At 36.8% G+C, this 24,379-nt stretch carries 23 protein-coding genes; 18 read left to right on the top strand and 5 right to left on the bottom strand.

Annotated features, from left to right (window positions below; all coding sequences use genetic code 11):
• The first annotated feature begins 104 nt into the window (after positions 1 to 104).
• The 3 genes from E5329_RS16825 (at position 105) to E5329_RS16815 (ending at position 2,236) form a co-directional block, all read left to right on the top strand.
• Complete coding sequence (locus E5329_RS16825) at positions 105 to 1,004, top strand: RpnC/YadD family protein (protein ID WP_016221413.1); 900 nt, start codon at positions 105 to 107, stop codon at positions 1,002 to 1,004.
• Between the two features lie 90 nt (positions 1,005 to 1,094).
• Positions 1,095 to 1,589, top strand: coding sequence for a hypothetical protein (locus E5329_RS16820; protein WP_330571583.1), 495 nt, complete (start codon positions 1,095 to 1,097; stop codon positions 1,587 to 1,589).
• Between the two features lie 14 nt (positions 1,590 to 1,603).
• Positions 1,604 to 2,236, top strand: coding sequence for a hypothetical protein (locus tag E5329_RS16815; protein ID WP_004083166.1), 633 nt, complete (start codon positions 1,604 to 1,606; stop codon positions 2,234 to 2,236).
• 79 nt (positions 2,237 to 2,315) lie between these two features.
• Here E5329_RS16815 and E5329_RS16810 read toward each other — a convergent pair whose 3' ends face one another.
• Together E5329_RS16810 and E5329_RS16805 are read right to left on the bottom strand one after the other, a co-directional pair.
• On the bottom strand, positions 2,316 to 3,968 hold the full coding sequence (locus E5329_RS16810) for a relaxase/mobilization nuclease domain-containing protein (RefSeq protein ID WP_135975719.1): 1,653 nt from the start codon (positions 3,966 to 3,968) through the stop codon (positions 2,316 to 2,318).
• Positions 3,940 to 4,356 (bottom strand): plasmid mobilization protein, encoded by a 417-nt coding sequence (locus E5329_RS16805; protein WP_004074407.1) that lies wholly within the window; start codon positions 4,354 to 4,356, stop codon positions 3,940 to 3,942. Before E5329_RS16805 ends, E5329_RS16810 begins: the two co-directional genes overlap by 29 nt.
• Positions 4,357 to 4,963: 607 nt before the next feature.
• On the opposite strand from E5329_RS16805, the gene E5329_RS16800 reads away from it, so the two are divergent.
• From E5329_RS16800 to E5329_RS16765, 7 genes are all read left to right on the top strand, one after another.
• Positions 4,964 to 5,335, top strand: coding sequence for a BlaI/MecI/CopY family transcriptional regulator (locus E5329_RS16800; RefSeq protein WP_135975720.1), 372 nt, complete (start codon positions 4,964 to 4,966; stop codon positions 5,333 to 5,335).
• On the top strand, positions 5,332 to 6,510 hold the full coding sequence (locus E5329_RS16795; RefSeq protein ID WP_135975721.1) for a M56 family metallopeptidase: 1,179 nt from the start codon (positions 5,332 to 5,334) through the stop codon (positions 6,508 to 6,510). Before E5329_RS16800 ends, E5329_RS16795 begins: the two co-directional genes overlap by 4 nt.
• A gap of 23 nt (positions 6,511 to 6,533) precedes the next feature.
• Complete coding sequence (locus E5329_RS16790; protein ID WP_168354767.1) at positions 6,534 to 6,806, top strand: PqqD family protein; 273 nt, start codon at positions 6,534 to 6,536, stop codon at positions 6,804 to 6,806.
• Between the two features lie 13 nt (positions 6,807 to 6,819).
• On the top strand, positions 6,820 to 7,890 hold the full coding sequence (locus tag E5329_RS16785) for a radical SAM/SPASM domain-containing protein (protein ID WP_135990617.1): 1,071 nt from the start codon (positions 6,820 to 6,822) through the stop codon (positions 7,888 to 7,890).
• 1,154 nt (positions 7,891 to 9,044) lie between these two features.
• The gene (locus tag E5329_RS16775) at positions 9,045 to 10,772 is read left to right on the top strand and encodes an ABC transporter ATP-binding protein (protein ID WP_135975727.1); all 1,728 of its coding nucleotides are present in this window, start codon (positions 9,045 to 9,047) and stop codon (positions 10,770 to 10,772) included.
• A gap of 8 nt (positions 10,773 to 10,780) precedes the next feature.
• A complete protein-coding gene (locus E5329_RS16770; protein ID WP_168354768.1) occupies positions 10,781 to 12,511 on the top strand; it encodes an ABC transporter ATP-binding protein in 1,731 nt (576 codons plus the stop codon).
• A 150-nt stretch (positions 12,512 to 12,661) separates the two neighbouring features.
• A complete protein-coding gene (locus E5329_RS16765; RefSeq protein ID WP_135975729.1) occupies positions 12,662 to 13,402 on the top strand; it encodes a hypothetical protein in 741 nt (246 codons plus the stop codon).
• 52 nt (positions 13,403 to 13,454) lie between these two features.
• Here E5329_RS16765 and E5329_RS16760 read toward each other — a convergent pair whose 3' ends face one another.
• Complete coding sequence (locus E5329_RS16760; RefSeq protein ID WP_135975730.1) at positions 13,455 to 13,787, bottom strand: helix-turn-helix domain-containing protein; 333 nt, start codon at positions 13,785 to 13,787, stop codon at positions 13,455 to 13,457.
• A 401-nt stretch (positions 13,788 to 14,188) separates the two neighbouring features.
• On the opposite strand from E5329_RS16760, the gene E5329_RS16755 reads away from it, so the two are divergent.
• From E5329_RS16755 to E5329_RS16720, 8 genes are all read left to right on the top strand, one after another.
• Positions 14,189 to 14,638 carry a sigma-70 family RNA polymerase sigma factor gene (locus E5329_RS16755; RefSeq protein ID WP_135975731.1) on the top strand — a complete coding sequence of 150 codons (450 nt, stop codon included), beginning with the start codon at positions 14,189 to 14,191 and terminating at the stop codon, positions 14,636 to 14,638.
• Complete coding sequence (locus E5329_RS16750) at positions 14,613 to 14,864, top strand: helix-turn-helix domain-containing protein (RefSeq protein WP_135975732.1); 252 nt, start codon at positions 14,613 to 14,615, stop codon at positions 14,862 to 14,864. The genes E5329_RS16755 and E5329_RS16750 overlap by 26 nt, the downstream gene beginning before the upstream one ends.
• Before the next feature lie 528 nt (positions 14,865 to 15,392).
• Positions 15,393 to 15,641: a DUF6870 family protein gene (locus E5329_RS16745; RefSeq protein WP_135975733.1), complete on the top strand. Its 249-nt coding sequence runs from the start codon at positions 15,393 to 15,395 to the stop codon at positions 15,639 to 15,641.
• A gap of 147 nt (positions 15,642 to 15,788) precedes the next feature.
• Positions 15,789 to 17,462: a recombinase family protein gene (locus tag E5329_RS16740; RefSeq protein ID WP_135975734.1), complete on the top strand. Its 1,674-nt coding sequence runs from the start codon at positions 15,789 to 15,791 to the stop codon at positions 17,460 to 17,462.
• Positions 17,446 to 19,173 (top strand): recombinase family protein, encoded by a 1,728-nt coding sequence (locus tag E5329_RS16735; protein ID WP_135975735.1) that lies wholly within the window; start codon positions 17,446 to 17,448, stop codon positions 19,171 to 19,173. Before E5329_RS16740 ends, E5329_RS16735 begins: the two co-directional genes overlap by 17 nt.
• The gene (locus E5329_RS16730; RefSeq protein ID WP_135975736.1) at positions 19,166 to 20,725 is read left to right on the top strand and encodes a recombinase family protein; all 1,560 of its coding nucleotides are present in this window, start codon (positions 19,166 to 19,168) and stop codon (positions 20,723 to 20,725) included. The genes E5329_RS16735 and E5329_RS16730 overlap by 8 nt, the downstream gene beginning before the upstream one ends.
• On the top strand, positions 20,698 to 20,988 hold the full coding sequence (locus tag E5329_RS16725) for a hypothetical protein (RefSeq protein ID WP_330572228.1): 291 nt from the start codon (positions 20,698 to 20,700) through the stop codon (positions 20,986 to 20,988). Before E5329_RS16730 ends, E5329_RS16725 begins: the two co-directional genes overlap by 28 nt.
• Positions 20,985 to 21,509, top strand: coding sequence for a spore maturation protein (locus tag E5329_RS16720; protein ID WP_135990616.1), 525 nt, complete (start codon positions 20,985 to 20,987; stop codon positions 21,507 to 21,509). Before E5329_RS16725 ends, E5329_RS16720 begins: the two co-directional genes overlap by 4 nt.
• 104 nt (positions 21,510 to 21,613) lie before the next feature.
• Here E5329_RS16720 and E5329_RS16715 read toward each other — a convergent pair whose 3' ends face one another.
• Positions 21,614 to 23,026 (bottom strand): alanine/glycine:cation symporter family protein, encoded by a 1,413-nt coding sequence (locus E5329_RS16715; protein WP_456320032.1) that lies wholly within the window; start codon positions 23,024 to 23,026, stop codon positions 21,614 to 21,616.
• A 75-nt stretch (positions 23,027 to 23,101) separates the two neighbouring features.
• Entirely contained in the window at positions 23,102 to 24,220 is a 1,119-nt protein-coding gene (locus E5329_RS16710; RefSeq protein WP_135990614.1) for a hypothetical protein, read from the bottom strand.
• Between the last annotated feature and the right edge of the window lie 159 nt (positions 24,221 to 24,379).

Here is a 24,379-nt window from a genome sequence, read left to right as displayed (position 1 = left end):
TTATGTCTTGAACAATCGGGAGTTTCTCTGTATAATAAAACTATAAGGCAGGGCATAGCCGATTTGCCGGACTGATTGGCAAAATCTGGAACCGAGGTGATATGATGCAGGGTGAAACATTACAGGAAGAACCAAAAGAGAAAACAGCGGAGAAAAAGAATGCGTTTGCAAAATATACGGCGAAAGACAGTGTTTTTTCAACGCTCTTTCAGGATAAGAAATATCTGATACAGTTATACCGTGCGCTCCATCCGGAGGATACGGAGACGACGGAAGATGCGCTTATGGATATTACCATAAGGAACGTCCTCACGAATGGAATTTATAACGATCTAGCTTTCAGGGTTGGGGATAAAGTCATGTTTCTGGTCGAGCATCAATCTTCATGGACGATGAATATTATTATACGTGTGCTGATGTATTTAGTGCAGATTTACCATGACTATTTTGAGGAACAGGATGCAGATTTATATGGGAGCAAGAAGGTTCATGTTCCAGAACCAGAATTATACATGATTTTTACAGGAGAGCGTGCCAGCAGACCGGAAACAATCTCACTTTCCAAAGAATTTTTCGGCGGGAAAGAATGTGCTATTGAAGTAAAGGTTAAAGTGCTTTACGGAGATAAAGGGAATGACATTATCAGCCAGTATGTTGCGTTTACAAAAGTATATAATGAACAGGTGAAACAGTATGGAAGGAGCCGGGAGGCTGTCACGGAAACCATCCGTATCTGTAAAGACAGGGATGTGCTTCGGAAGTTTTTGGCAGGCAGAGAAAAGGAGGTTATATCTATTATGATGGCTTTGTTTGATGAAGAGAAGATCATGCGTACCCATATAGCAAGTGAAAGACGTGAGGCTGCAAAGGAGGCAGTAAGGGGTGGAGTAGAAAATATGTTAAAGTTGGGGAAAATGTCGGCAGAAGAAATTGCAGGCTGTTTTCCTGAATTGTCTGTGGAAGACATTCGAGAAATTGAAAAAGGGCTGCTCCAAACGATATAATACTTGGTGGCAGGCAGATACAAAAAGAAAAGTATATAGAATCCCCGGCTGCAAATGAATACAGCCGGGGTTATTCACATGGAGGATAAAGTGAAGGAATCAGAACTGATAGGGAAAGTACATTCTGCTGTCTACCACCAGTGCCAGCAAAGGGGATATGCCGCCCCTGCTGATGTGCTGGTTGATATAGGTGTCCTGCCTAAGCAGAAGTATGAGGACTGGAGATTCGGGAAAGTACGGTATCTGGAAGCGGTGTGTACGTGTAATTTAAAGAAGCTCTCCTTTATTATGAAACAGATCCGGTCCTATGCAAAGAAAACGAACCTGAAACCGTCTTTCTGTTATTACAAGCGGTGGGGTGTGAAGAAAAGGCATGGACATAAGCCGGTAATCCCCCTGCGGTTCAGCAAAAGCGGAAATCCGGAGATTGAAAAAGCATATGCGACACACTATGTGGATTTAGGACGGACAGAGCAGTTGAAGAAAGAAAAGATGGAGAAAGCGGCAGCTGCAAACCAGGCTGAAATATCGGATAAGACACAAGATATGCCAGTAAATATTTCTGACAGCAGAAGCGGAGCGTAAAATGGGGAGAAGGAATGGAAAAAGAATCTGAAAAAAAGTATGAAACCATGAAGAAAATCATGGACGCATTAGAGGATATTCTATGCTCTTATCAGGGCAGGGGACATCAATCAGTATATGTTGACCTGGATTCCCTTGCGCTTTTCACAAGCCTGATTGCATACGGGCAGATACAGGTAGAAAATTACAGGTATGACTATGACGATAATATCCGGAAGGATGAAGAAGCTGAACGGATTTACAGGGAGCTTGCCCCACAGACAAGATGGCGTGTGGGGCAAGGAACCCAGATAGAACCGATACGGATGAATGCTTTGAAGCAGCTTGCGGCTCAAGGTATGCCGACGTACCAGGGACAGGTTTATTATGTAGATACAGGCTCCATCCTGGTATGCGGGGAAATCCTGCCCTATGAGATTTTCCAGTTGTTCACGGATATGCCGGAAGTGAAGAAATTATATGTTTTCCCCTACCCGTTCCAAGCGGAATGGGAGAAGCCGCTCTATTTTTCCTTTGAACCAACAGAAGCGGCACGGGAGGAAATGCAGAAATATGTGGAGAGAAAACTGGATGAAATGTGTCGTATCATGAGAGAGAAAAGCGAAGGCATTAGCGGAATAATCCCTAAAGTGGAAGATATTTTTTAAACATATTTGTTTCATTGGAATCATAACAGCCGCAAAGATTTGATAAAGGAATCATGCGGCTGTTTTTCTGCCAGTAAGATTAAGAAATATCGGTGCTTTTCTGTTTTTCCGGCTGTCGGGTGTGCGTCTGTCCTAAAATCTTATCGACATTGAAGCAGACGGTATTTAATTCTTTTTGGTAATCCCGGAAGTAATGGTAAGTTTTCTGTGCCTCTTTTTTCTGTTGGAGCAGCTTTTCCTTTTCTGCTTTCAATAACTTCATGGAGGGGAGCTTCCCATTTTCGGACTGCTCTTTCAGAAATTTCCGTGCGGCTTCATAGAGTGCGATTTCCATCGGATGCTCCTGCCGGAACTGCCCTTTATTCTTTGCTTTCACAAACTTTTGGTAGACAGATTTATTGGCAAGATACTGACCTGTATAGTGGATCTGCTCATTTACCTTCCGGAGATTATCTTCTACAGACTTCAATTCTTTTCTGGAAATGGAAGCATGGCTCTTAATCTCTGAAAAAGAATCTTCCAGGGAATCCCTTGTATTATATCCATGCTCTTGTATATAAGCAACTGTTTTAGCCATTTCTTTCAGGTTGGAAAGTTTTACTTTGTTAGCGTAAGCGGCATTCTGCTGTGCCTTTACGCAAGCTTGCAGATCGACCACCAGACGCAGATCTGATTTGATAAACAGGACTGATACAGTTTCCTCTTGCAGTAGATTGGATGGGCTGGTTGCAGATTTCTTCGATTCCATATTATATTTCCCCATATCAACTGTTTGCTTTTTGTTTTCCTTATGCTCTGCATTTTCCTTAAACAGCTCCAGAAGATAATCTTCTACATAATGTGTGCCGAGCATCCTTCCGGTGATATATTTGTTTCGTTCCGGGTGGAGGTAGCTGAACCTGCCCCGGCTGACCTTCAATTTGACATTGTATTTTTCCAAAAGCAAGTTCTGAAAATCTTCCTGGCTGCAGGAAACGGCTGCGGCATCTTCGATTGCAGACCGTAGAAATTCTTTCTGTGTCTGAAATTCTGTTTTACGTGGTGTCAGCCCGTCTGCACGGAGCTGTCTGTTACGTTCATCCAATTTCTTCTGCCCTCTGCGCTTCGCATGGTATTCCCGGTCTGTGATTTTCTTTTCTGCAGGAGCAAGGAGGTCTACCTGGTGCAGATGCTCCCGGCGGCATATATCCATAAGTGACTGCTTTAAGTGAATCAGATAATCTTTAGATACATGATGCTTATACCCGGCACGGGAATCGCAGGCCCGTTCCATAAAGTCCTGACGTTCCACATCATATTTCCGTAAGCTGTTGATTACGATATGCACATGGATGTTGCCGCTTTCATTATGCCCATCCATGTGGGTACAGACAAGAGCCTGATGGCCGGGAAAGTTTTTCTTTGCATATTCCATTCCAATCTGCTGTGCCCATTCCCCGGTCAATCCATTTTCTATTGCGTCCTTTGGATCGAAGCTGATGATGTAATGGTGGGATTTGATTTCATCATAGGATTCATTTTTGTGGTATAGGGCATTTAGTTCCCTGCACTCCATGTCGAACGTGAACGGATCACAGTTTATGCCGTCCATGATATATTCCTTTCGTGGGATCAATTCACCATTTTCATCAAGTATCGGTTTGTTCGTACTTTCATCATACTGGAATAAGAGATACCGTTGTGCTTCCCCATAGTCGGCATTTTTACTTGCTATATGTTTCAGTATTGCCATCCAAACTACCTCCGGCGGCAGAGTGGAAATCTCCCGCCATCTTTAAGACTTCATACTTCATTTCATAAATTCTGGCCACGCTCTGGTCGATTGCCTTACGCATTTCTTGTGAGTGGATGCCGCCGCTGTTAAAATGCCTTGCAATTTGGTTTAAGTTGCTCCCGATTTTCCCAAACTCTGCAACCAGCTTTTTCAACTCCGGCAGGTCTGCAACAATCTCATAATTCGCTGTGACCTTCTGCTTCATAATCTGTTTCCGAACATATTCAGCCGTTGGAAGATGTGTAGCCTTTGCGTTTTCAGAAACGATTTCATATTCCGTATCAGTAAGGCGGAGCATAATTTGGTGTTTGTGTCGTAGTTCCCTGTCCTTCTTTGGTCTTGCCATTGTATAGTTCCTTTCTGTTAAAAGTGTAAAAGTGAACTTCCCTTATTATAAGGATAAAAAAGAGTTCTTATAATAAAGCCGATTAGGGAACGTCAATGGGAAACGAAAGAGAGATTTTTATAGAAATATTTAGGTTTCTCCGTGATTGGGATAATCACGCTGCGACTATTTTCAATAGGAGCCAACCTGCATATTGGGGAAATATGCCAGAACCGAGGGTATGGGGAGCGGAATCCTCCATCAAGTTTGTCAGGTAAGCAAAATCCACGAAGTGGGTTTGGAGTTACTCTGGCGAAACTTGCCCTTTATGTCAGAACTGAAATAAAGGGCAAGTTTCGTTATTCCAAAAAATTTATAGAAATATGATCTATTAACGGTTTCTAAGAAAAACTTCTCGAATAATGTTTGGCAGTTATAAAAAATCAAGCATAGAAATTAAGGATTTAACAAATTTTTTCTATATAACTTTTAAGGAAAAATTATATAAAACGAAAAAAATGTTGTTGACAGGAAAAGACTATTATGATAGTATAAGCAACAGAAGACTACTACAGAAGTCTAAACGTTATCTTGCATTATAAAATTAAAAATATACGGAGACAGCAAAATGGTAAAATTATTTGAGTCTGAAATTAAAATAATGGAAGTTTTGTGGGAAAAAGGAAATTTAAAAGCCACGGACATTGTTCGTGAAATGGTTAAAAGAACAAACTGGAATAAAAATACAACATATACTGTTATAAAAAAATGTATTTCTAAAGGTGCAATCAGAAGAGATGAGCCAGGATTTGTATGTGTACCACTTGTTAAAAAAGCAGAAATACAAGAATATGAAACTAATGAATTGATAGGAAGAATGTTTGGAGGATCAATTTCAAATTTTATTTCAAGTTTTTTTGTACACAGTCATTTATCTGATAAAGAAATTGAAGAAATTGAAGCAATGATAAAACAGCACAAGTCAGAGGAAACAAAATGAATTTATTCTTTTTGAATATTTCAATCAGCATAGTTATATTGGCAGTTTTGTTTGTTAGGCGCTATGCTTATAACTATGTTGCAGTAAACTTTTATTGCAGTCTTTGGAAAGTAGTTTTATTAAAGTTGTTAGCATCGTTTGTAACTCCTTTTTTAGTACTAATTTTTCGATTTTTCCTTAGTCCTAAAGTTCTTGCAAGAGAGAATATCGGTTTGGGAATATTTGAAAATTTTAATAAAGTATATATATATATATGGCTATTAGTAAGTAGTGTTTTATTGATTCTATTTATAGGAAACTATTGCTTGTATTTAAAAAAAATACATTTTGCACGAGAGCTGAGTAAAACTGATATTAAAGATAATATTGTAATGAAAATAGAAAAGAAGATTAAATTTAAAAGTTCAGATATTTTACAATCACCAGTTACGGTAGGAGTGACGAAAAGTCAAATTATAATACCAGAGTTTGTAAAGGAAATGACAAAAAAAGAACAAAATTATCTTTTGTATCATGAAATATGTCATGCAAAGCATAAAGATTGCTTGTGGAAAATTTTAGTGATATGTGTTGTCGCAATTTATTGGTTCAATCCTATGATATGGATAATGACAATCTGTTTAAATAGAGATATCGAATTAAGATGCGATTACGAAGTTATTTCACGCTTGGGCGGAGAAAAAGAGTATGCAGAGCTTTTGCTGAAATTTGCTCGGTATGAAAATGAACCAGTATATTTAATGAATGGATTTGGCGAATCTAACATTAAAAAAAGAATCTCTGCTATTTTAAATTTTGATTATGAAAAGAAAAAATTTAGATTTTCTTTAGGCATGTTAATTTTGTTTGCCACAATGTTGATGTTTGTTAGAATGGATTCCTTGGATGCAATTTTTAAAAGCTTGAAAGTTCCGGATGCAGTTGAAGGAAGTGATATTTCAGTTGATGATCATCCTTTAACTAAATATAAAGAGCTTGACATTGAATTTGTAAATGGAAAATGGAAAATTGGAGAGGAGGAAATAGAGGGTTTAATTGATGTAGGGCATTGCTTTTTTGTCGATGAAATGGTCGAAAATGGAATTTGGTTGGAAATTATCCGTTCTAATTCAGGAGAAATAGAAGATAAAAAGATAATTTTAGAAAGTCAGGCATGGAAACGTGCAGAAGAGTAAAAATAGCTGTTAGGAGGCATGTTATGTATAAAAGGAGAGAGCGTCCTTATCAAAAGATTAAAAACGATACAAGGACATTGGTGCTTGCAGGAGACCAAAAATCTATTATAATATTAAATGAAACGGCATTTGTTATATGGGAAACATGTGATGGTTTGAATTTACGTGAATTGGTCAAAAAAATACTCGAATTATATAAACTTCCTGAAGAAGAATATCAAGCAACAATCGAAAATGATTGTCAGAACATACTTACATATTTAGCTGAAAATGGATTGATAAAAGAGTATCATTAGGAGGAATAGAAATATGATTAATGAGAACTTAGCAGAAAATTATAAATTGCAGGGTGTATATATTGAACTTACATCTAAATGCAATTTGCGATGTCTGCACTGTTATAATGAATCGGGTAGTTTACGAGGGATGTTAGGGATTGCAGAATTTAACAATATTTTAGATAGCCTCCAAGAGGGTGAAGATACTGCGGTTACTTTATCTGGTGGAGAACCACTGTTACATCCATCCATTTGGACATTTATAGAAGAACTGGATAAGAAAAACTTTGGAAAGAAATTAATGATTACAAATGCAACATTGATAACACCTCAGATTGCAAAACAGTTAAAAAACCACCAAATTTCAATTCAAATTAGCTTGAATGGCTCATGTGCTGAAACACATGATAAATTATGTGGAAAAGGAAATTTTGAACGAACAATACGAGGGATTAATAATCTGCTTCAAGAGGAGATTCAAGAGCGCATTTTAATAAGATGTATGGTTTCAGCATTTAATTTAAATGACATCGAAAAAATGATTGATATGCTAGTTCAAAAAGGGATTCGACAAATTGATTTAGCAACTTTGACTTTATTGGGGAGAGGAAAGGAGAATAAAGCAGAAATGTATTTGTCTCCACAACAGAAGAAAAAATTTTTAAAGGATATAAATTCTAATGAGCATTTAAAATCTTTAATAGAATCAGGACTAAAAATATCGTTTCCAGACGAGTTTACAGGGGTATGTCCTTTGATTTTGAATGAAATTGATGGTGGAAAAATACCATTAACGCCTAGAATAGACTCCTACGGCCATGTATATTTATGTCAATTATTTTCAGGTGAGAATTATTCTATTGGAAATGTATATGATAATATATTAACAAAAATCTGTGAAAGTGATCGGTTATCACACTTGGTATGGTTTATGAGATATGGAATGAAATATATGCATGAGTGTGAAAAATGCGTTTGGCAATCGGCATGTGGAAAAGGATGCCTTGCATTAGCCTTGAGCAACGGATCAATACAAGAAACCGATGGTGAATGCGAACTTAGAAGAGAACAATTAACAGAAGATTTTTTACAGTGTCAATAAGGTAACAGGCTATTAAAGGTCAATTATAGAATAAAATTTTATTACATATGGAGGTATTTAACATGACTTATACAAAACCAGTAGCAACAAAAGCCGAAGTAGCAGCTATCGAACCCAGAGCTTGTACATCAAATTTTACTTGTAAATCAGGTTTCTCTTGTAATGGATATACCTGCAAGAAAAAATTCAAATGTACATCTTGGTAAGTAAAAGGGGTATAAAATACCCGGCGATAAGTCCAACTACCGCAATTAGTCATACTTTCGCCAACTGAAAACTAAATACAAAGTTACCTTATTGTTGACTCTTTAATAGCCCAATTAAATGTAAAATGGAACTTTCACATGGGAGTTCCATTTTCTTTTTAGATAATGAAAAATATCACTATAATTATAATATATGAGAAAAAGAATGTAAATAGTAGAAAATGGCCTATAAAATGCAAGAAAATTGGTTATTATCTTCGAAAGGCATAAAAAGTATATGCTTTATTGAATATTCTTGCCAGAAGAAACTACAATTCCGACAAATTGAATATTCCAGAGGAGTTTCCATCAGCTGTCCGGCGATATGGAAATCACTTTTTAGATTCGCTTTTGTGCATACCGAATGATAATTTCTACAGAAATATTCGTAAAGGCTGCTACGCACCGCAGATGCGGCAAGGCCTTGACTAATATTCCTATAGAAATGAACACTTAATCAAGCACAAAAAAGGCGATTTCCGAGTACCGGAACTCCGATTTCCAAATTTCTGGATTCGTGATTTCGAGCCACAAGAATATTCACAAATTGGAAACCAGCTTAATTTTGCCTAAATGGTCTATGCTTGCACCAATGAGATTTATCACGGCCTTGTCACATAAACAATGCAAGGCAGGCTTGATTAGTGTCATTGGTACAACAAGTAGAATCTTCAAAGCAGACATAAGCGATTCAAGTTCCTCTGACCGGACAGACAATGTAATACTATCTGTATTATTCTTTATTCCTTCGAAGGTCTAATTCCCCGCTACTCGCAGCGTTCTAAAAAGGAAAGTTAGGGCAGGATACCACACATACTTGCATCGGGGTGGATTATTCGAAAAATGTTTGGTTAGTTAAACCTAAAGTGAATGTATTACTTAAAAAGTAGGAAGGAGGCTTAGAGAAATATGTTTGCAAGAAACGATTCAATTAAAAAAAGAAAGCAAGCAGGCTGGTGTATTAGGATGCTATTAAAGAGTAATTTGTTTGTTATTGTAGGAATATTTTTATTTCAATCGATTTTGGGAATATTACAAACGGCAAATGTAGTTATTACTCAAAAGATAGTGAAGCTTGTGCAACAGCCTGATAGCGAACGATTAATTTTTTTCATTTGTATTTGGGGAGTTATAGAGATACTAAAAAAAACAGCCCCCTCTTTAACAGAAATTCTAGGACTTAGATTACAGGCACAAATATTTTTAACATTCTATAAACAGGTTTGTGATAAATTGCATAGGCTTTCCATTTTAAAATATGACGAGTCAGAGTTTTTAGTTCGATTAGAACGTACTAGAAGGGCTATTGACGAAAAAATAGCAGATTATATTAGACAAATATTTTCCTTAATTTCTTTATTAATAACAATTGGAAGTTTAGGTGTGGTTCTTTCTGGCATTAGTCCATTCTATTTAATTTATTTTATAATAATGAGTGTTTTGCAAAATACAATATTAATTTTAAATTCCAGAGATACGGTAAATTTATTTGCGAATCAAGATAAAAAACAACATAAAGAAAGATATTATAAGGAATTATTACAAAATAGAACATATGCTAAAGAAATAAGGAGTTATGATTGTTATAAATGGCTTATTGGTAAGAGGCTAAAAAATTATAGAAGTATAATTCACGAGCACCTGCAATTCAGTAAGAAATGGTCGATAATCAATATCTTCACTGGGATGCTTCTATATTTTTTAGAAGGATCAATTTTAGTTATATTGTTTTTGCAACTGTACAATCAAACAATCACAGCTGATATTGTAATTTTAGTAATACAAGCACAAGAATTATTTTGTGGCACTATTTTCTCTTGTGTTGGACATATTACTTCCTTACGAGAAGATTTTTCTTATATAATCTCGTTGTTACAGATTATGAATGAAAAGGAGATGGAAGAAGTAAAGCATTGTATAACAGATAATGGATTCAGAATGCAAAATATCTGTTACAGCTATAATTCTGATAAATGTGTTTTGAAAAATATAGATTTGACTATACATGATAAAGAAAAAATTGCAATAGTAGGCAGAAATGGTTCTGGGAAAAGTACATTGGCTAAAATTGTAATGGGCTTATTAGAACCAACAAGTGGAAAAATAATAGTTAATACAAACAAAAAGATGGCAATATTTCAAGATTTTAGTAAGTTCTATCTAACAGTAAAAGAGAATATTTTACCCGGTGTTATTAATATAGAAAACAATAAAATAGAAGATTTTTGTAAAAATAATAGAGGACTTGATTTTCTATTTGAGTTGCCTGCTGGCCTTGACACTCATCTGGGGCCTGATTTATATGAAGATGGAATAGATTTATCAGGAGGAGAATGGCAAAAAATATCTATATTACGAGCATTGTTAATGGAAGCGGATTTAGTGGTGTTTGATGAACCCACAGCTGCATTGGATCCCTTATCCGAAAGAGCAGTTTTTCAAGAAATACAAGAATTACTAAAAGACAAAACAGTAATTATAATTACACATAGAATCGGTCTTACAAAATTTGCAGACAATATAGTGTTTTTAGAAAAAGGAGAGATTGTTGAAAATGGCACTTATGAAAAACTTTTAACTAATAGTCATGGATGGTTCAAAAGATATTGTTATGAACAAGGAAAATGGTATGTGTGAGGCAGAGTATGGGAAAATATATAAAATTGCTGAATAAAATTGTTGATAAAAAAAGTATTAAAATTTTGTGTGTAATTGTAGGAATAATTTTATGCATCGGTATTATTGAGCCACTTGTTGCATGGCTATATAAAATATTTGGTGACTATGCAGGACATTTTTCCCACCATAAATTAGATAAAATAATTGTTGTAGTAATTCTATATGAGCTATTACAAAGCATACTTCAGATTGTATCTACACTGAAGGATCATTGGTTATTAAAAATTAGTTATAAACTTAGTGAAAATGTATTTGAACATATTCACCAAAAAGTAAAGAAACTTAAAATAGAAGAGTTTGAAAATGAAACCGTATTCAATTTGCTTGAAAGAATAGATACAAAGTTAGGGGATGAAACAGTTATTGCAATAACTACACTATTTGAAGTAGTTGCAAATATAATTTCTATATCCATATACTCAATTATGCTTGGACAAATGAAAGTTTATTTTCCGTTTGTTGTGATAGTATCAGCGATTCCTGGAATATACCTTGGAAGTAAAAAGAACAAATGTAAATTTAATACTGCAAAAGAATTTTTCACAGAAGAACGAAAAAAGGAATATTTTTTAAATGTTGTGTTTGGACGGGAAAATGTAAAGGACGTAAAATTGCTTGAGTTAGAAAAGTTTTTTTATGAAAAGGCCAAATCTCTTAATAATTTACTTACAAACAAATATTTAAAGATAAATAAAAAATATGGCTATTATGAAATAGTAACCAATGTTTTAAAATATATAGTTTTTGGATGGTGTATGTATGAGACATTTTGGATGGTATATAATCAAAGCATAGGTTTAGGCAGTATTCTGTTATTAGTTAATGTATTTCAGTTACTTACACAGGAACTTGAAAATTTAACAAATATTATTAAGGAGATAATGAATGTGACCTGGTTAATAGATGAATGGGAAGGCTTTCTGCAATTACCAGAAAAAATTTGGGGCAACAAATTGTTAGAAAATTACAGTATTTCGTTTGAAAATGTTACATACAAATATCCTGCATCCTTAAATTATGCATTGAAAAATATATCTGTTAAAATTAGAGATGGAGAGAAAATTGCTATTGTTGGGGAGAATGGCAGTGGCAAATCTACATTTATTAATATACTTTTAGGCTTATATACTGTATCGGACGGAAAGATAAGAATAGGCAATGTGGATATTAATGAAATTAGCAAAGAGTCCATGAAAAAAATAGTATGTGTTTTTCAAAATTATATTAAATATCAAACTTCGATAGAGGAAAATATAACTTTAGGAGAGAAAAAAATAAATTTTCATAATCCATTTATAAAAGCCTTGGAGCTAAATGAACTTTTAAATTCATTTGAAAAAGGAGAAAAAACTAAATTAGGACAACTTGAGGAAAATGGAACAGAAATATCAGGTGGTCAATGGCAAAAATTAGCAATTAGCAGAGGGGTTAACAGGGAATCAAAAATTCTTATTCTTGATGAACCTACTGCAAGTTTAGATCCTTTAATCGAAAACAAATTATATGAAAATATTGCTGAGTTATGTAAGGATAAAACATTACTACTAATATCTCATAGAATGAGCGCTTGCCGAGTATGTGATAGGATTTTAACTTTTTCAAATGGGCAAATTGTTGAAAATGGTTCTTTTGACGAACTAATAGAAAGGAAAGGAAAATTTTATGAGATGTATATGGCTCAAAAAGAATGTTATTAAAACTAAATAAAAAAGATATTGCATATTAAATAGAAATATGTTATTCTTTAATCAGGCAGACTATTGCAGTAGTCTTTTGTGAACAAAATAAAGAATACTGTCAGGTGAGTTTTTTGTACAAAATAATAAAATAACAGGAGGAATTGATATATGAGAAAACTAGTATATAGTGTTTGCTTAACTTTGGCATTTGGTTTGTTAATGTTAGGCTGTGGCAAAGCAGAAACAATGGAAGAAAAAACAACTATTTCGAAGTCCGAAAAGACAACTGATGATCAAAGTAAAGCAGTAGAGTTTGACGAAAGTGTATCGGATGATGAAAAAAATAATTTTGATATTAGTGAGTATAGGCAATACGAGGATTATGGTCTTAATTACGATAAAGATAAAGAAAGATTCTATTATAATGGGAAACTGGTACGCAGGTTTAAAGATGTCAAAGATAGAGAAGGCAACATAAATGGATTTTCGTTTGAAAATGGCGAGATAGATTTGAAAGTGGATCGTGATACGTCATATAAACTAATAGGAATCAGTGTATTGAGTCAGGAAGAATTTGACAAAAATACTGAGGAAATGAAACTAGTAAAATCTTTGGACGCAACTGCTCATGAAGAAGGCGATGACAAAGTGGGCGATGACACACTAAACGAATATCAAAATTATGGGGTTTCATATGATGAAAAGCAAGGAATTTGGAAATATAATGAAACTGCTATCTATGTCTTTTATGATGAAAATGGATCGAAAATGATTCAAGGAGATGTAGATGATAAGAAAAATGTTTCACTAATTGTTGAACGGGATGCACAGGATAAAATTGTCAGAATATCTGAAATAGATTCAAATGATATATCAACATATGTAAAGAAACTATTAGACACAAAATAATATGCAAAAGCATAATAATATTTAGAAAAAACTATTATGCTTTTGCAACAAATTAGTATTTTGTTTGACTTTCTAAAGCAGCTTCTATGGTGGCTTTGATTATTAATAAAGAACGTTTATCGCAAACCAACAATTTACGCATAATTGATTCATATTCATCGGTTTGTAAATTTTTTTCAGGATAAAAGATGGTATTAGAATCAAGACCAAGTTCCCGAATTAATTTGAACAAAACATCATAACTTGGTTTTTTATGCTCATTTTCAATACGATACAAATATCGTTCAGTAACACCAATTTTTTCAGCTAAAGATTCAACGGTAATCAATCCACCTTCACGAGCCGCTTTAATAAGTTCACTTAATTTATCAGGTATTTTGCGCACACAAAATTCACCACCTTTCTTAATATATTAGACGATTTAGGTTTAAAATATAATGGCTTGATAGTACAGTTTATTGTGACCTGACAGTTCTGTACTGTATAAATAGACATTGCATTATGTCTGCTGAGGGGGCAAGGAAAAATCTTTGTCCCCATAAATAATTTACAGATAAAGAAAAATATTCAAATCCTCTGCAAAAATATTGAAACCTGCAAATAAATTAATTTACAGTTAATAACGTCCAATGGGTTTTGCCTCATATGGACGTATTTTATATATGTAGAAATTTTTTGAAAATTTTCTTCCAGACCCCAACATCGGGCATCACCCATACGGGATAGTAGTGAAAGGGAAAAAGGACCTTAGCTCTGATCCTGTTTGTCGGGAAGGAGGTGAATTCTATGAAGCAACCTTCTTCCTTAGACGAGGAAACTGTCAGACACCAGTTTGACCGGAAATGCAAGCTGGCATTAAAAGGTGAACTGATAGATTATACAAGGCATATAGATTATATCAGTAAACATGAAGTGGTTCTTTCTGAACTAACAGAACAGAAGTTAGAAAGTCTTTCTGTTATTGATGAGTATGATGCGGAATATTTCGATTTTCAAGCATTAGGCTATGACATCCGGCTAAAAGACATGCTGCTTGCAGAAGCGTTAAATGCGCTGACGGAAAGAAAACGTGAAGTAATCATGCTGTCGTATTTCCAGGGGCTAAGCGATGCCGATATTGCAAGGAAGCTGAACCTGGACAGGAGTACGGTAAATGAGCATAGGAAACGCTCGCTCGAATTGTTAAAACAAATGATGGAGGAACGTAGCAATGAAAACAAAAAGAAAAAACAATGAAGATACAAGATTGCTGCCTTTTTGTGTCATTAAGGCAGCTGCGGAAGGCGATATTCTGGCAATTCACAAAGTTTTGAACCACTATGAAGGATATATAACAAGTTTATCTGTCCGGAAGATGAAAGACAAATTCGGAAATGTTCATTATTGTGTGGATGAAACGCTGCGCCAGCGTTTACAGTCAAAACTGCTCATGACAATATTGAATTTTAAGCTGATACGATAAACGAAACAAGCAGTCATCCCTTTCTGTCGGCTTGATATTCGCTTTTTATACGCACCTTGACAATTTCATATGGTGAATCCTGCAGGATGTATGAAGCAGTTGAGCTATTTAATGAATACGCCATGACTATCTGTATCCGCCGCTTTGCGACACGATGTCGCAAAGTGGCAGGTATTAAGAAATATCCGGTAAAATACCCCAGTGTAGTATTTTTTGGATTAAAACGATGGAATGTTGATTCGGGCATTGAAGTAAAGGTACGAGCGATAACTATTTGATTACTGGCAAAGAGACAGGGACTTTGCGGCGATGATGCTGTTTCTGATAATGATACTTCCGGATATAAGCTGATCCGGTCTGAAAAGATTGCAATTTCTACGGAAGACCTGCCGCTGGCTGTCTGTTTCGTATGTTATGGCAAATGGCGCTGTTTCCTGACAGCCGCCTGCAGGATGTTTCTATGTATTTAACGAATATTGGACATGTCATTTATAATATATTGAAAAGAGCATGGAAAGGGAAAAACATATGGATATACACACATTACGAAATATGGCGGAAACTGATATTAGCACGATTTCCAAAGAATCATTGATTGATATAAAAGACGTTACCATAGATATGGAGAAAGGAAAGCAGGAAAGAATCTCAGAATTTTTCCAGCAGATCAGAAACCCATACTGTTTTGTATGCAATGGAATCATTGTCAAAATGAAATATAATAAAAACGAAAAAACATTGGAAGAGAAACTGGACAGTTATTTTCTTTCATTATAAATATCAAAGGAAAGGGGAAATTATGGTATCGGATTATGATTATTTAAGAAAATGTAGATTTGTTTATTCCAATGTGCTATACTATAAGCGGACTAAATAAAGCCCAAATAGTTTAAGAAGTCAATTTAAACTATTTGAGGTGATGATATGGATACAATTCTAAACGGCATCTATACTGCTGACGCTTATTACCGTTTGTCAAAAGAAGATGGGGATAAGGCGGAAAGCGACAGCATTGTAAATCAAAAAGCTCTCGTGAGGGAGTTTCTTAAAGTGCATTCCGATATTCAAATTTATAAAGAACGGGTGGATGACGGCTATACAGGCGTGAATTTTGAGCGTCCCTCTTTTCAAGCTATGCTGGAGGATATAAAGTCTGGCAAGGTGAACTGTGTAATTGTCAAGGATCTCTCCAGATTTGGCCGAAACTATATCGAAGCAGGGCGGTATATCGAAAAGATATTCCCTTATCTTGGAGTCCGGTTTATAGCGATTAACGATAACATTGATACAGCATCTGCAGCGAGTGCGTCAGATGAATTACTGATTCCCTTTAAAAATTTGATCAATGATGCATATTGCAAGGATATTTCCATTAAAGTACGCAGCCATCTGAATATGAAGCGGGAGAACGGGCAATATATCAGCCCATTTGCCCCTTACGGATATAAGAAGTCCGAACAGAATAAAAATCAGCTTGTCATTGATGAAAAAGCTGCTTCCGTGGTACGCCAGATTTTCAAATGGAAGATTGATGGCATGAGCAGTGCCAGGATTGCAGATAAATTGAATGAATTAGGAATACCAACGCCGATTGAGTACAAGCATATGAATGGTGAACCGCTTCATTGTGAATTTCAGAAACGGTCAGATTCAAAATGGATGGCAAACAGCGTAAACCGTATACTTGGAAACGAGATATATACAGGAGTGCTTGTGCAGGGCAAGACATCATCTCCCAGCTATAAAGTCAGGAAACGCATCAAAAAAGCGGAAAAGGATTGGGTTCGGTGTGAGAACTGCCATGAAGCGATCATTTCTGCAGAGGATTTTGGTATGGTAAGAAGAACATCCGAAGAGGATACAAGGGTTGCCCCGGACGAGGAAACACTATATCTATTTTCGGGAATCGCCAAATGTGGGCATTGCGGGGGTAATATGACCAGAAAAACAGTGCCTTCAAATGGGAAAAACTATGTATATCTTGTATGTGTTGAAAATAAAAATAACAAAAGCTGTACCTTTCATAAGGGACTGTCTTTAAAAAAGTTTGAAAAGACGATTTTAGAGATTATCAACCTCCACATTGAGCATATATTTGAACTAAGTAAAATGCTAGATACAGCGCAAAAAACCCCCTATACCGGGTATCTCGCCGAAAAATTGCAGGATCATATCCTGGAAAAGGAACGGCAGATTGAAAAAAAACGTCATTATACTACGGAAGTCTATACAGATTTCAAAGATGGCGTTATAACGAAAGGAGAATATCGGGAATTAAAAGAATCCTTCCGCGATGAAATTCATATTTTAGAAAAAGAAATTGAAACTCTTCAGGAAGAGATTGAAGAGTTGGCCAAAACAAAAAGGGATAAAGTGCAGTGGGTAAACCAGTTTATAGAGTGTAGAGGCTTTCCAAAACTGACCAGGAAGATTCTCCTGAAAATTGTAGAAGAGATTCGGATATACGATAAGGATAGGATAGAGGTTATTTTTAAATTTCAGTCAGAGTACGAAGAAGTATGCAGATACTTGGAAAGCACGGAAAACTTTGAGCCGCATACAGATATTGGAGGTGGGGCAGATGGCAAGAAAAAGTAGAAAAAAGATGCAGAATACATTTCCTGTTATGCCAGAGGTATCAGCTTCCAAAAGTAAAACGGGCATTTATGTGAGATTATCTGTAGAGGATAATGGAAATGCTGAAAGAGATTCCATACAAAACCAGATTTCTTATTTAGAAGAGTATGTAAAAAAGAATGAAAGTGATTTCCAATTGGTGAATATCTATGTGGACAATGGCACAACAGGGACTAATTTTGACAGGGTAGGATGGAAAGAACTGATTGAAGATGTAAAAACAGGGGCGGTTGACTGTCTGGTTTTTAAGGATTTCTCCCGTATCGGGAGAGATTATATTGAAGTCGGAAATTATCTCGAAAAAATATTTCCGTTCTTAGGGGTAAGGATTATTTCGGTGAATGATAATTTTGACAGCAGAAAGCAGCCGTTTGAGAGCAATATGCTGATGAATTCTTTGACTAATATTGTAAATGACTATTATGCAAAAGACATTTCCCGGAAGATTTTACAGGCAAAAAAGGTAATGCAGGAAAATGGAGAATATACCAGTGGGGTATATCCCTATGGATATAAAGGAGATGACGCCAATAAAAGGAAACTGACAGTAGATCCAGAAGCGGCTGATGTAGTGAAAAAAATATTTGAATGGCGCATCCAGGGAAATGGGTGTACGAGAATTGCCAATTATCTCAATGAGCTTGCGATACCCTCACCAGGATTATATCGTTTTATGAATGGATTCCAGTCTTTTAAGCGGAGCGGTCATTCAAAGTGGCGGGCGGAGCATGTATCTGGAATTTTAACCAATCCCGTATATTTGGGGCATTTGGTTCAGGGCAAATCACAGGGGAGCCATTTCAGAAATAATGGGAAAAAACAGCGTCTGCCGAAAGCAGATTGGATCATTTCAGAAAATACGCATATTCCGCTTATAACACAGAGAGAATTTGACGTTGCGGCAGCTATGGCAGAAAAAAGTCATAAAATGTATTGTGAGCGAATGAACGCAAATGCAGATATCCCACAGGAGGAAAATTGTCTCCGGAAAAAAGTTTATTGCGGACAGTGCGGACAAAAGATGTTCCGAAGAAGCAGGGTTACAGACGGAGTGAGAAGATATTACTATTATTGTGATTCAAGGAGAAGGTTTTTGGATACAGAATGTGTACAGGCTTCTATATACGAAATACCATTAATGGAAACAGTGAATGAAGTAATCAATCAGCAGATGCAATTATATGGAATCCTGTCTGATCAATGGGCCGGACGAGAAAAAAGCATGACAGGCACTATACATGGTGTTGAGGCCGATAAACAGAATAGGGATATGCATAAACAAGAGTTAATGCAAAAAATCCAGAGTATAAAAAGAAAACGCCGGGAGCTTTATGTGGATATGAAAGAAGGGTCGCTTGAACCGGAAGATTTTGAATATGAAAAGAAACAGCTTGCCCAAAAACAGCTATCCTATGAAATAGAAATAAAAAATATAGGAGGAAAAAATGAAGCAGAAGAAAAAGCTATAGAAACTTTAAATATCTGCCTGAAAGAAAATTTACAGGCAGAAGATAAAAAGATTCCTTTAGAAATTTTAAATATTCTGATCGAAAAAATAATCGTTGAATCCCCGGAACAGATAGTAATAAAATGTACTTATGCTGATCTGTTAGAAAAATGGTGTAGAGAGATGCAGATTTCAGATCGGGAAGAAGGTGGAATCCGTGGATGACAGATACATAGCTGGGTACATGAGAATATCTGATGATGATGAAGATTTGGGAGAAGGAAAAAAGGAAAGCAACAGCATTGAAAATCAAAGGAAATTAATTGAATCTTATGTAGAAAAACACGAGGAACTATCCATACATCTGCTGAAAGAATTTGCAGACGACGGCGTTTCCGGGGTGAGCTTCAACCGTCCCGGAGTACAGATGCTTTTAAAAGAGATAAGGGAAAACAGGATTCAATGTGTTGTCGTGAAAGATCTGTCCAGATTTGGAAGAAATTATATCGAAACAGGGGACTATATCGAGCAGATTTTTCCGTTCCTGGGAGTCCGGTTTATTTCCATTGTTGACAATTTTGACAGTTTCAAAAATCCTGCCGGGATTGAGATAGGGCTTAAAAATCTTATACATGATTTATATAGCCGGGATCTATCGAAAAAAATAAAATCTACAAAAGAATTGATGCAGAAACAAGGTGATTATAGTGGAGGCGGTGTTCCATTTGGCTATATAAGGGGTAATGGAAACAGCAAAAAAACAGATTTTATCCCTGATCCAGAGGCCGCACAGGTTGTAAGACAGATTTTCACTCTTGCCGTGGATGGAAACACAACGACTAAGATTGCGGATATACTAAATGAAAGAGACATACCTACGCCGGGGGCATATAAAAGAAAACATGAAAAAATTCGATACCAGATGAAAAATGATAAGAGAAATCTATGGACTTCATCCCAGATTGCTCTTATTATTCAAAACGAAGTTTATATAGGGACATTTGTGAGTCATAAATTATTCACGGTTAAGCCGGGAGTTGTAAAAAAGGTACATGAATCTGAATATGTGAAATTAGAAAACCATCATGAAAAATTAATTGAAAAGGATGTATTTCAAAAAGCTCAAAAAGCAATCTCTACAAGAAAAAAACGGAAAGGCCGTAAGGAAAACAAAAATCCTTCCCCATTAAGGGGGAAAATAAAATGCGGATGCTGTGGATACGGAATGTGCTTTAAAGCATCCATAAAGAAGCCGTACTATTATTGCAGGATGGGAGATAGCTGCGGCTCACATATACGAATCGAATCTGAGCTGTTGGAACATATTGTCTGGGATATACTGCAGAAGATGATAGTGGTATGCTGTGAGAAAGAAAAAGCGATGCAGGGTGAGCGGATAGAGATACTGTCAGCCATTTCAGGTATACAAGAAAAAAAACGTATTTTAGAGATAAAGACAAAACATTGCAGAATTAGCCGTTTAGAGCTATACCATCAATGGAAAGATGGAAAAATCACGAAAGAGGAATACATTAAGGGGAAGGAGGAAAGGAATTCAGAAGAGTCAGAATATCAGAAAGAATTGGAACAGTTAAGCCGATGTTTGTCTGATAGAGTTTCTGTCCAAAAGCAGATGGAACAAAAGAGTGGATTGACGATGCTTGCAGGAGTACAGAACTTGACAAAAGAACTGGCAGACGAACTGATTGAACGGATTGAGGTGTATGATGACGGCAGGGTTGAAATAAAATGGAAGATAAAAGACATTATGGAATAGCAGATGGCAAAAAAGATAAGGAATTTTTTAGTCTTAACTTGACACAACCGTACCGCAGCCAGTACGGTTCTGCCAATCCTGCAGCCATTCTGGGACCGGCCATGATTGCCACCTTTTTTTCCACACTGGCCGGCATTGTATTTGCTAAATTTATGTATGCCCTGCCGGAAAAAAGGCAAGGGCTCTATAACAAGAATCTTTCTCGCCGCGAAGCATCTCAGACTGGTTTGCCGAAAAAGAAAAAAGGAGGTATTTTTCATTGAAAATCCTCCTCTTTTTATCAGATGCCATGATCCCACTTTTAATTTTTTCTATTGTGGGATATGGACTTTTAAGCCATCACAATGTATATGATGATTTTATCAAAGGCGCCAAAGACGGATTCCAGACAGTCATTGGCATCATGCCTACCCTCATTGGACTGATGGTAGGAGTAGGCATCCTGCGGGCTTCCGGTTTTCTGGATCTGCTCTCCTCAGCCCTTGGAATACTCACCGAACCTCTGCATTTTCCGGCGGAGCTGGTGCCGGTTTCCATTGTAAAAATGTTTTCCTCTTCCGCAGCCACAGGGCTGGTGCTGGATATTTTCAAGGAATTTGGGCCGGATTCCTATTTCGGAACCATAACTTCCATTATGATGAGCTGTACAGAAACCATTTTCTATACCATGAGTATTTATTTTATGACCGCCAAGGTACAGAAAACCCGATATACCCTGGCCGGTGCGCTTTTTACCACATTAGTCGGAACTATTGCCAGCGTTATTCTTGCGCAAATTATGTAGAATTATCTCTGCTGCAGTGAACTTTCTTTGGATACGGGCTCAAATACAGGGTTGCCCTTCCCAACACAAGCTATATAAGAATCTCACTGGCATAATAGGACAATTTATGCTTTGCCATCAATTTTTTTCAAATATTGCTTTGTTTCCGCAGCAACCACACCGCTCAAAGCAATAATCGCAATCAGATTAGGAATTGCCATCAATCCGTTAAAAATATCTGCAATGGTCCATACCGCAGAAACAGTCATAAAGGGCGCTGCCAAAATACATAAAATATAAATCCGGCGGTATATTTTCACTGCCTTTTGATTTCCATTGGTAAGGTATTCCAGACATTTTTCGCTGTAGTAATCCCAGCCAAGGATTGTTGTAAATGCAAAGCATACCAGACAGCACATCAGAATAAAGGAAGAAACCGCCGGAGCAAAAGGCAGCCCAATCTGAAATGCTTTCGTAGTTACATTCACACCCTCCAGGCCTATATTCCAGGTACCGGTAATTACAATGGTAAGCCCTGTCATGGTACAAATAATCACAGTATCAATGACTGTTCCCAGCATGGATACCAAGCCCTGGGAGGCAGGTTCATCCGTTTGAACTGCAGCGGCAGCAATAGGCGCGCTTCCTAAACCCGCTTCATTGGAAAAAATTCCTCTTGCCACGCCTTTTTGCATAGCAAGCAGCATAGCTCCCAGTGCACCTCCCGCTGCTGCCCTCAACCCAAATGCACTCTGTACAATGGTAACAAAAGCTGCCGGAATTTCTTTGAAATGAAAGATAAGAATCAATGCAGCCGCTGTAATATAAGTAGCAGCCATAAAAGGAACCAGCACCTGGGCCACGCCCGCAATCCTCTGAAGTCCTCCGATCAGCACCAGGGCTACACAGAGTGTCAGAATAATGCCTGCAATGATCACTGTCCAGGAATACTCTCTTCCCAGCAGATTTATACTCCACTGGTTCTCCGGATCAAAGAAGTTGTTTACTGCACTGGTAATTCCATTAATTTGAGTAAAAGTACCGATTCCAAGAACTCCTGCTCCGATTCCAAAGAAAGCAAACAGCTTTCCAAGCCATTTCCAGTTCTTTCCCATTCCCCGTTCTATGTAATAAAAAGGTCCTCCCAAAATATGCCCGTCCTCTGCCACGACACGGAATTTAATAGCCAGCAGGCATTCAGCATATTTTGTAACCGTACCCAATACTGCTGCCATTACCATCCAAAACAAAGCCCCTGGCCCGCCGGCAACAATAGCTGTGGCAACGCCTACAATATTTCCGGTTCCAATGGTAGCGGACAATGCAGTGCAAAGAGCTCCGAATCCGGACACTTCTCCCTCTTCCCCGGCAGATTCATCTGAAATTAAATTGCGGATTGCCAGTGGAAGACGGCGGATCTGAAGTCCCCGCAGCCGTACCGTCAAAAAAAAGCCTACTAAAAGAATCAGTACAATCAGCGGAAGTCCCCACACCAGATCATCCACTGTCTTTAATAATGAATTAATATTCATAAACAATCTCCCTTTTTCTTAAAATATTCTCCTGTATGCAGCCTCCTGCCTTGCAATATTGTATTTTTCATTTCCTCTTGTTTAATCTAAGTACCTTCCAATCTGCGGCATCCAGTCTCCGATAAATAATTCATTTCTCAAAACCATATCAAATATCGGAGTAAAAAACCTCACAAGAAGCTCTATTACCTGGCTCCATTCAGGACAATCACTTTCATCCTCGCGGATCTCCTCCTGCAGGTTACCGTCGATTTCTTCTTTTTCTAACATATGGAGATCCATTGGATTTTCTGATAAAGGCTCCAAGACAGACTGCGGTTTATCCTGCGTCCGCGTCTGTTCTGGGAAAAACCGGCTCATGTAATTTTTCCATCTTTTCTCCATATACCTGTAATTTTTGAAACTGTCAACAATTTCCAAACGTTCTTTCAGCAGAGGAATATTATTATCCAAAAGAAGCTGTCCGAAACTCTCAGATACCCTTCTTCCACTTACCATCTGCCCCGTCAGAATATCATAACTTTCTTTGTACCAGGACATGAGATTAATTAATTCCAGATGTTCCAACATTTTATAAAAACTTCTGGACAGGTATTCTTCTTCGGAAAACATGCAATAAGTAATATTTTCTTCGGAAAATCTGCTTTCCAGCTCTTTTTCTTTCACCTGAACTGCCTTTCCCGCATAGGGGATCAATTCCAGTTCAAAGGGAATCTGAAAAGGCCATTCCATGATTTTCAAATGAACCCTGGGATTTTTGTCCCCTATCTGCCATATTGTTTCCTGTTTCTGATACAGTACTACCTGCAGTTCTCCTTGTTTCTGATTCAGATCAGACTGTAATTCTTCTTGCCTCTGCCCCAGATCAGACTGTAATTCTTCTTGCTTCTTCTCCAGATCAGACTGCAGTTTCTCTTGGCTCTTCTCAGGATCATTTTCCTGCTCCCATTCAGAAGCCTCCATAAAAAAAAGTCCCTCCAGTTCCTTGACGGTATCTGCAAATCCTTCTTCCGGAGAAAAAAATTCGAGATAATTCACTAAATTTTCCCGATACCATTCCTTATTCAAATATTTATCATTTTTGAGGAGCAATCTGCTGCCTAAAGAAGAATTGTAAATCTTTTGAATTATTTTTTCCGCTCCGCATCCTGCAATCAGGTTCATTTCCGGAAACTGATATACTTCGCTCTCTTTTTCCATTCTATTTTCCCTGCAATATGTTTTACCTTTTCTTCCGTTCTTATGAAACATGCATTTTTATTATATTCTTATCCACTTTCTCTGTCAATTATGAATAAAAAAAGACAGCTCTGACGCTTAAATTTATACTTATACTCTCAGAGTACATTGGATTCTATT

The sequence above is a fragment of the Petralouisia muris genome (assembly GCF_004793545.1).
GTDB lineage: Bacteria > Bacillota > Clostridia > Lachnospirales > Lachnospiraceae > Petralouisia > Petralouisia muris.
This window is presented reverse-complemented; position numbering and strand designations above follow the sequence as displayed.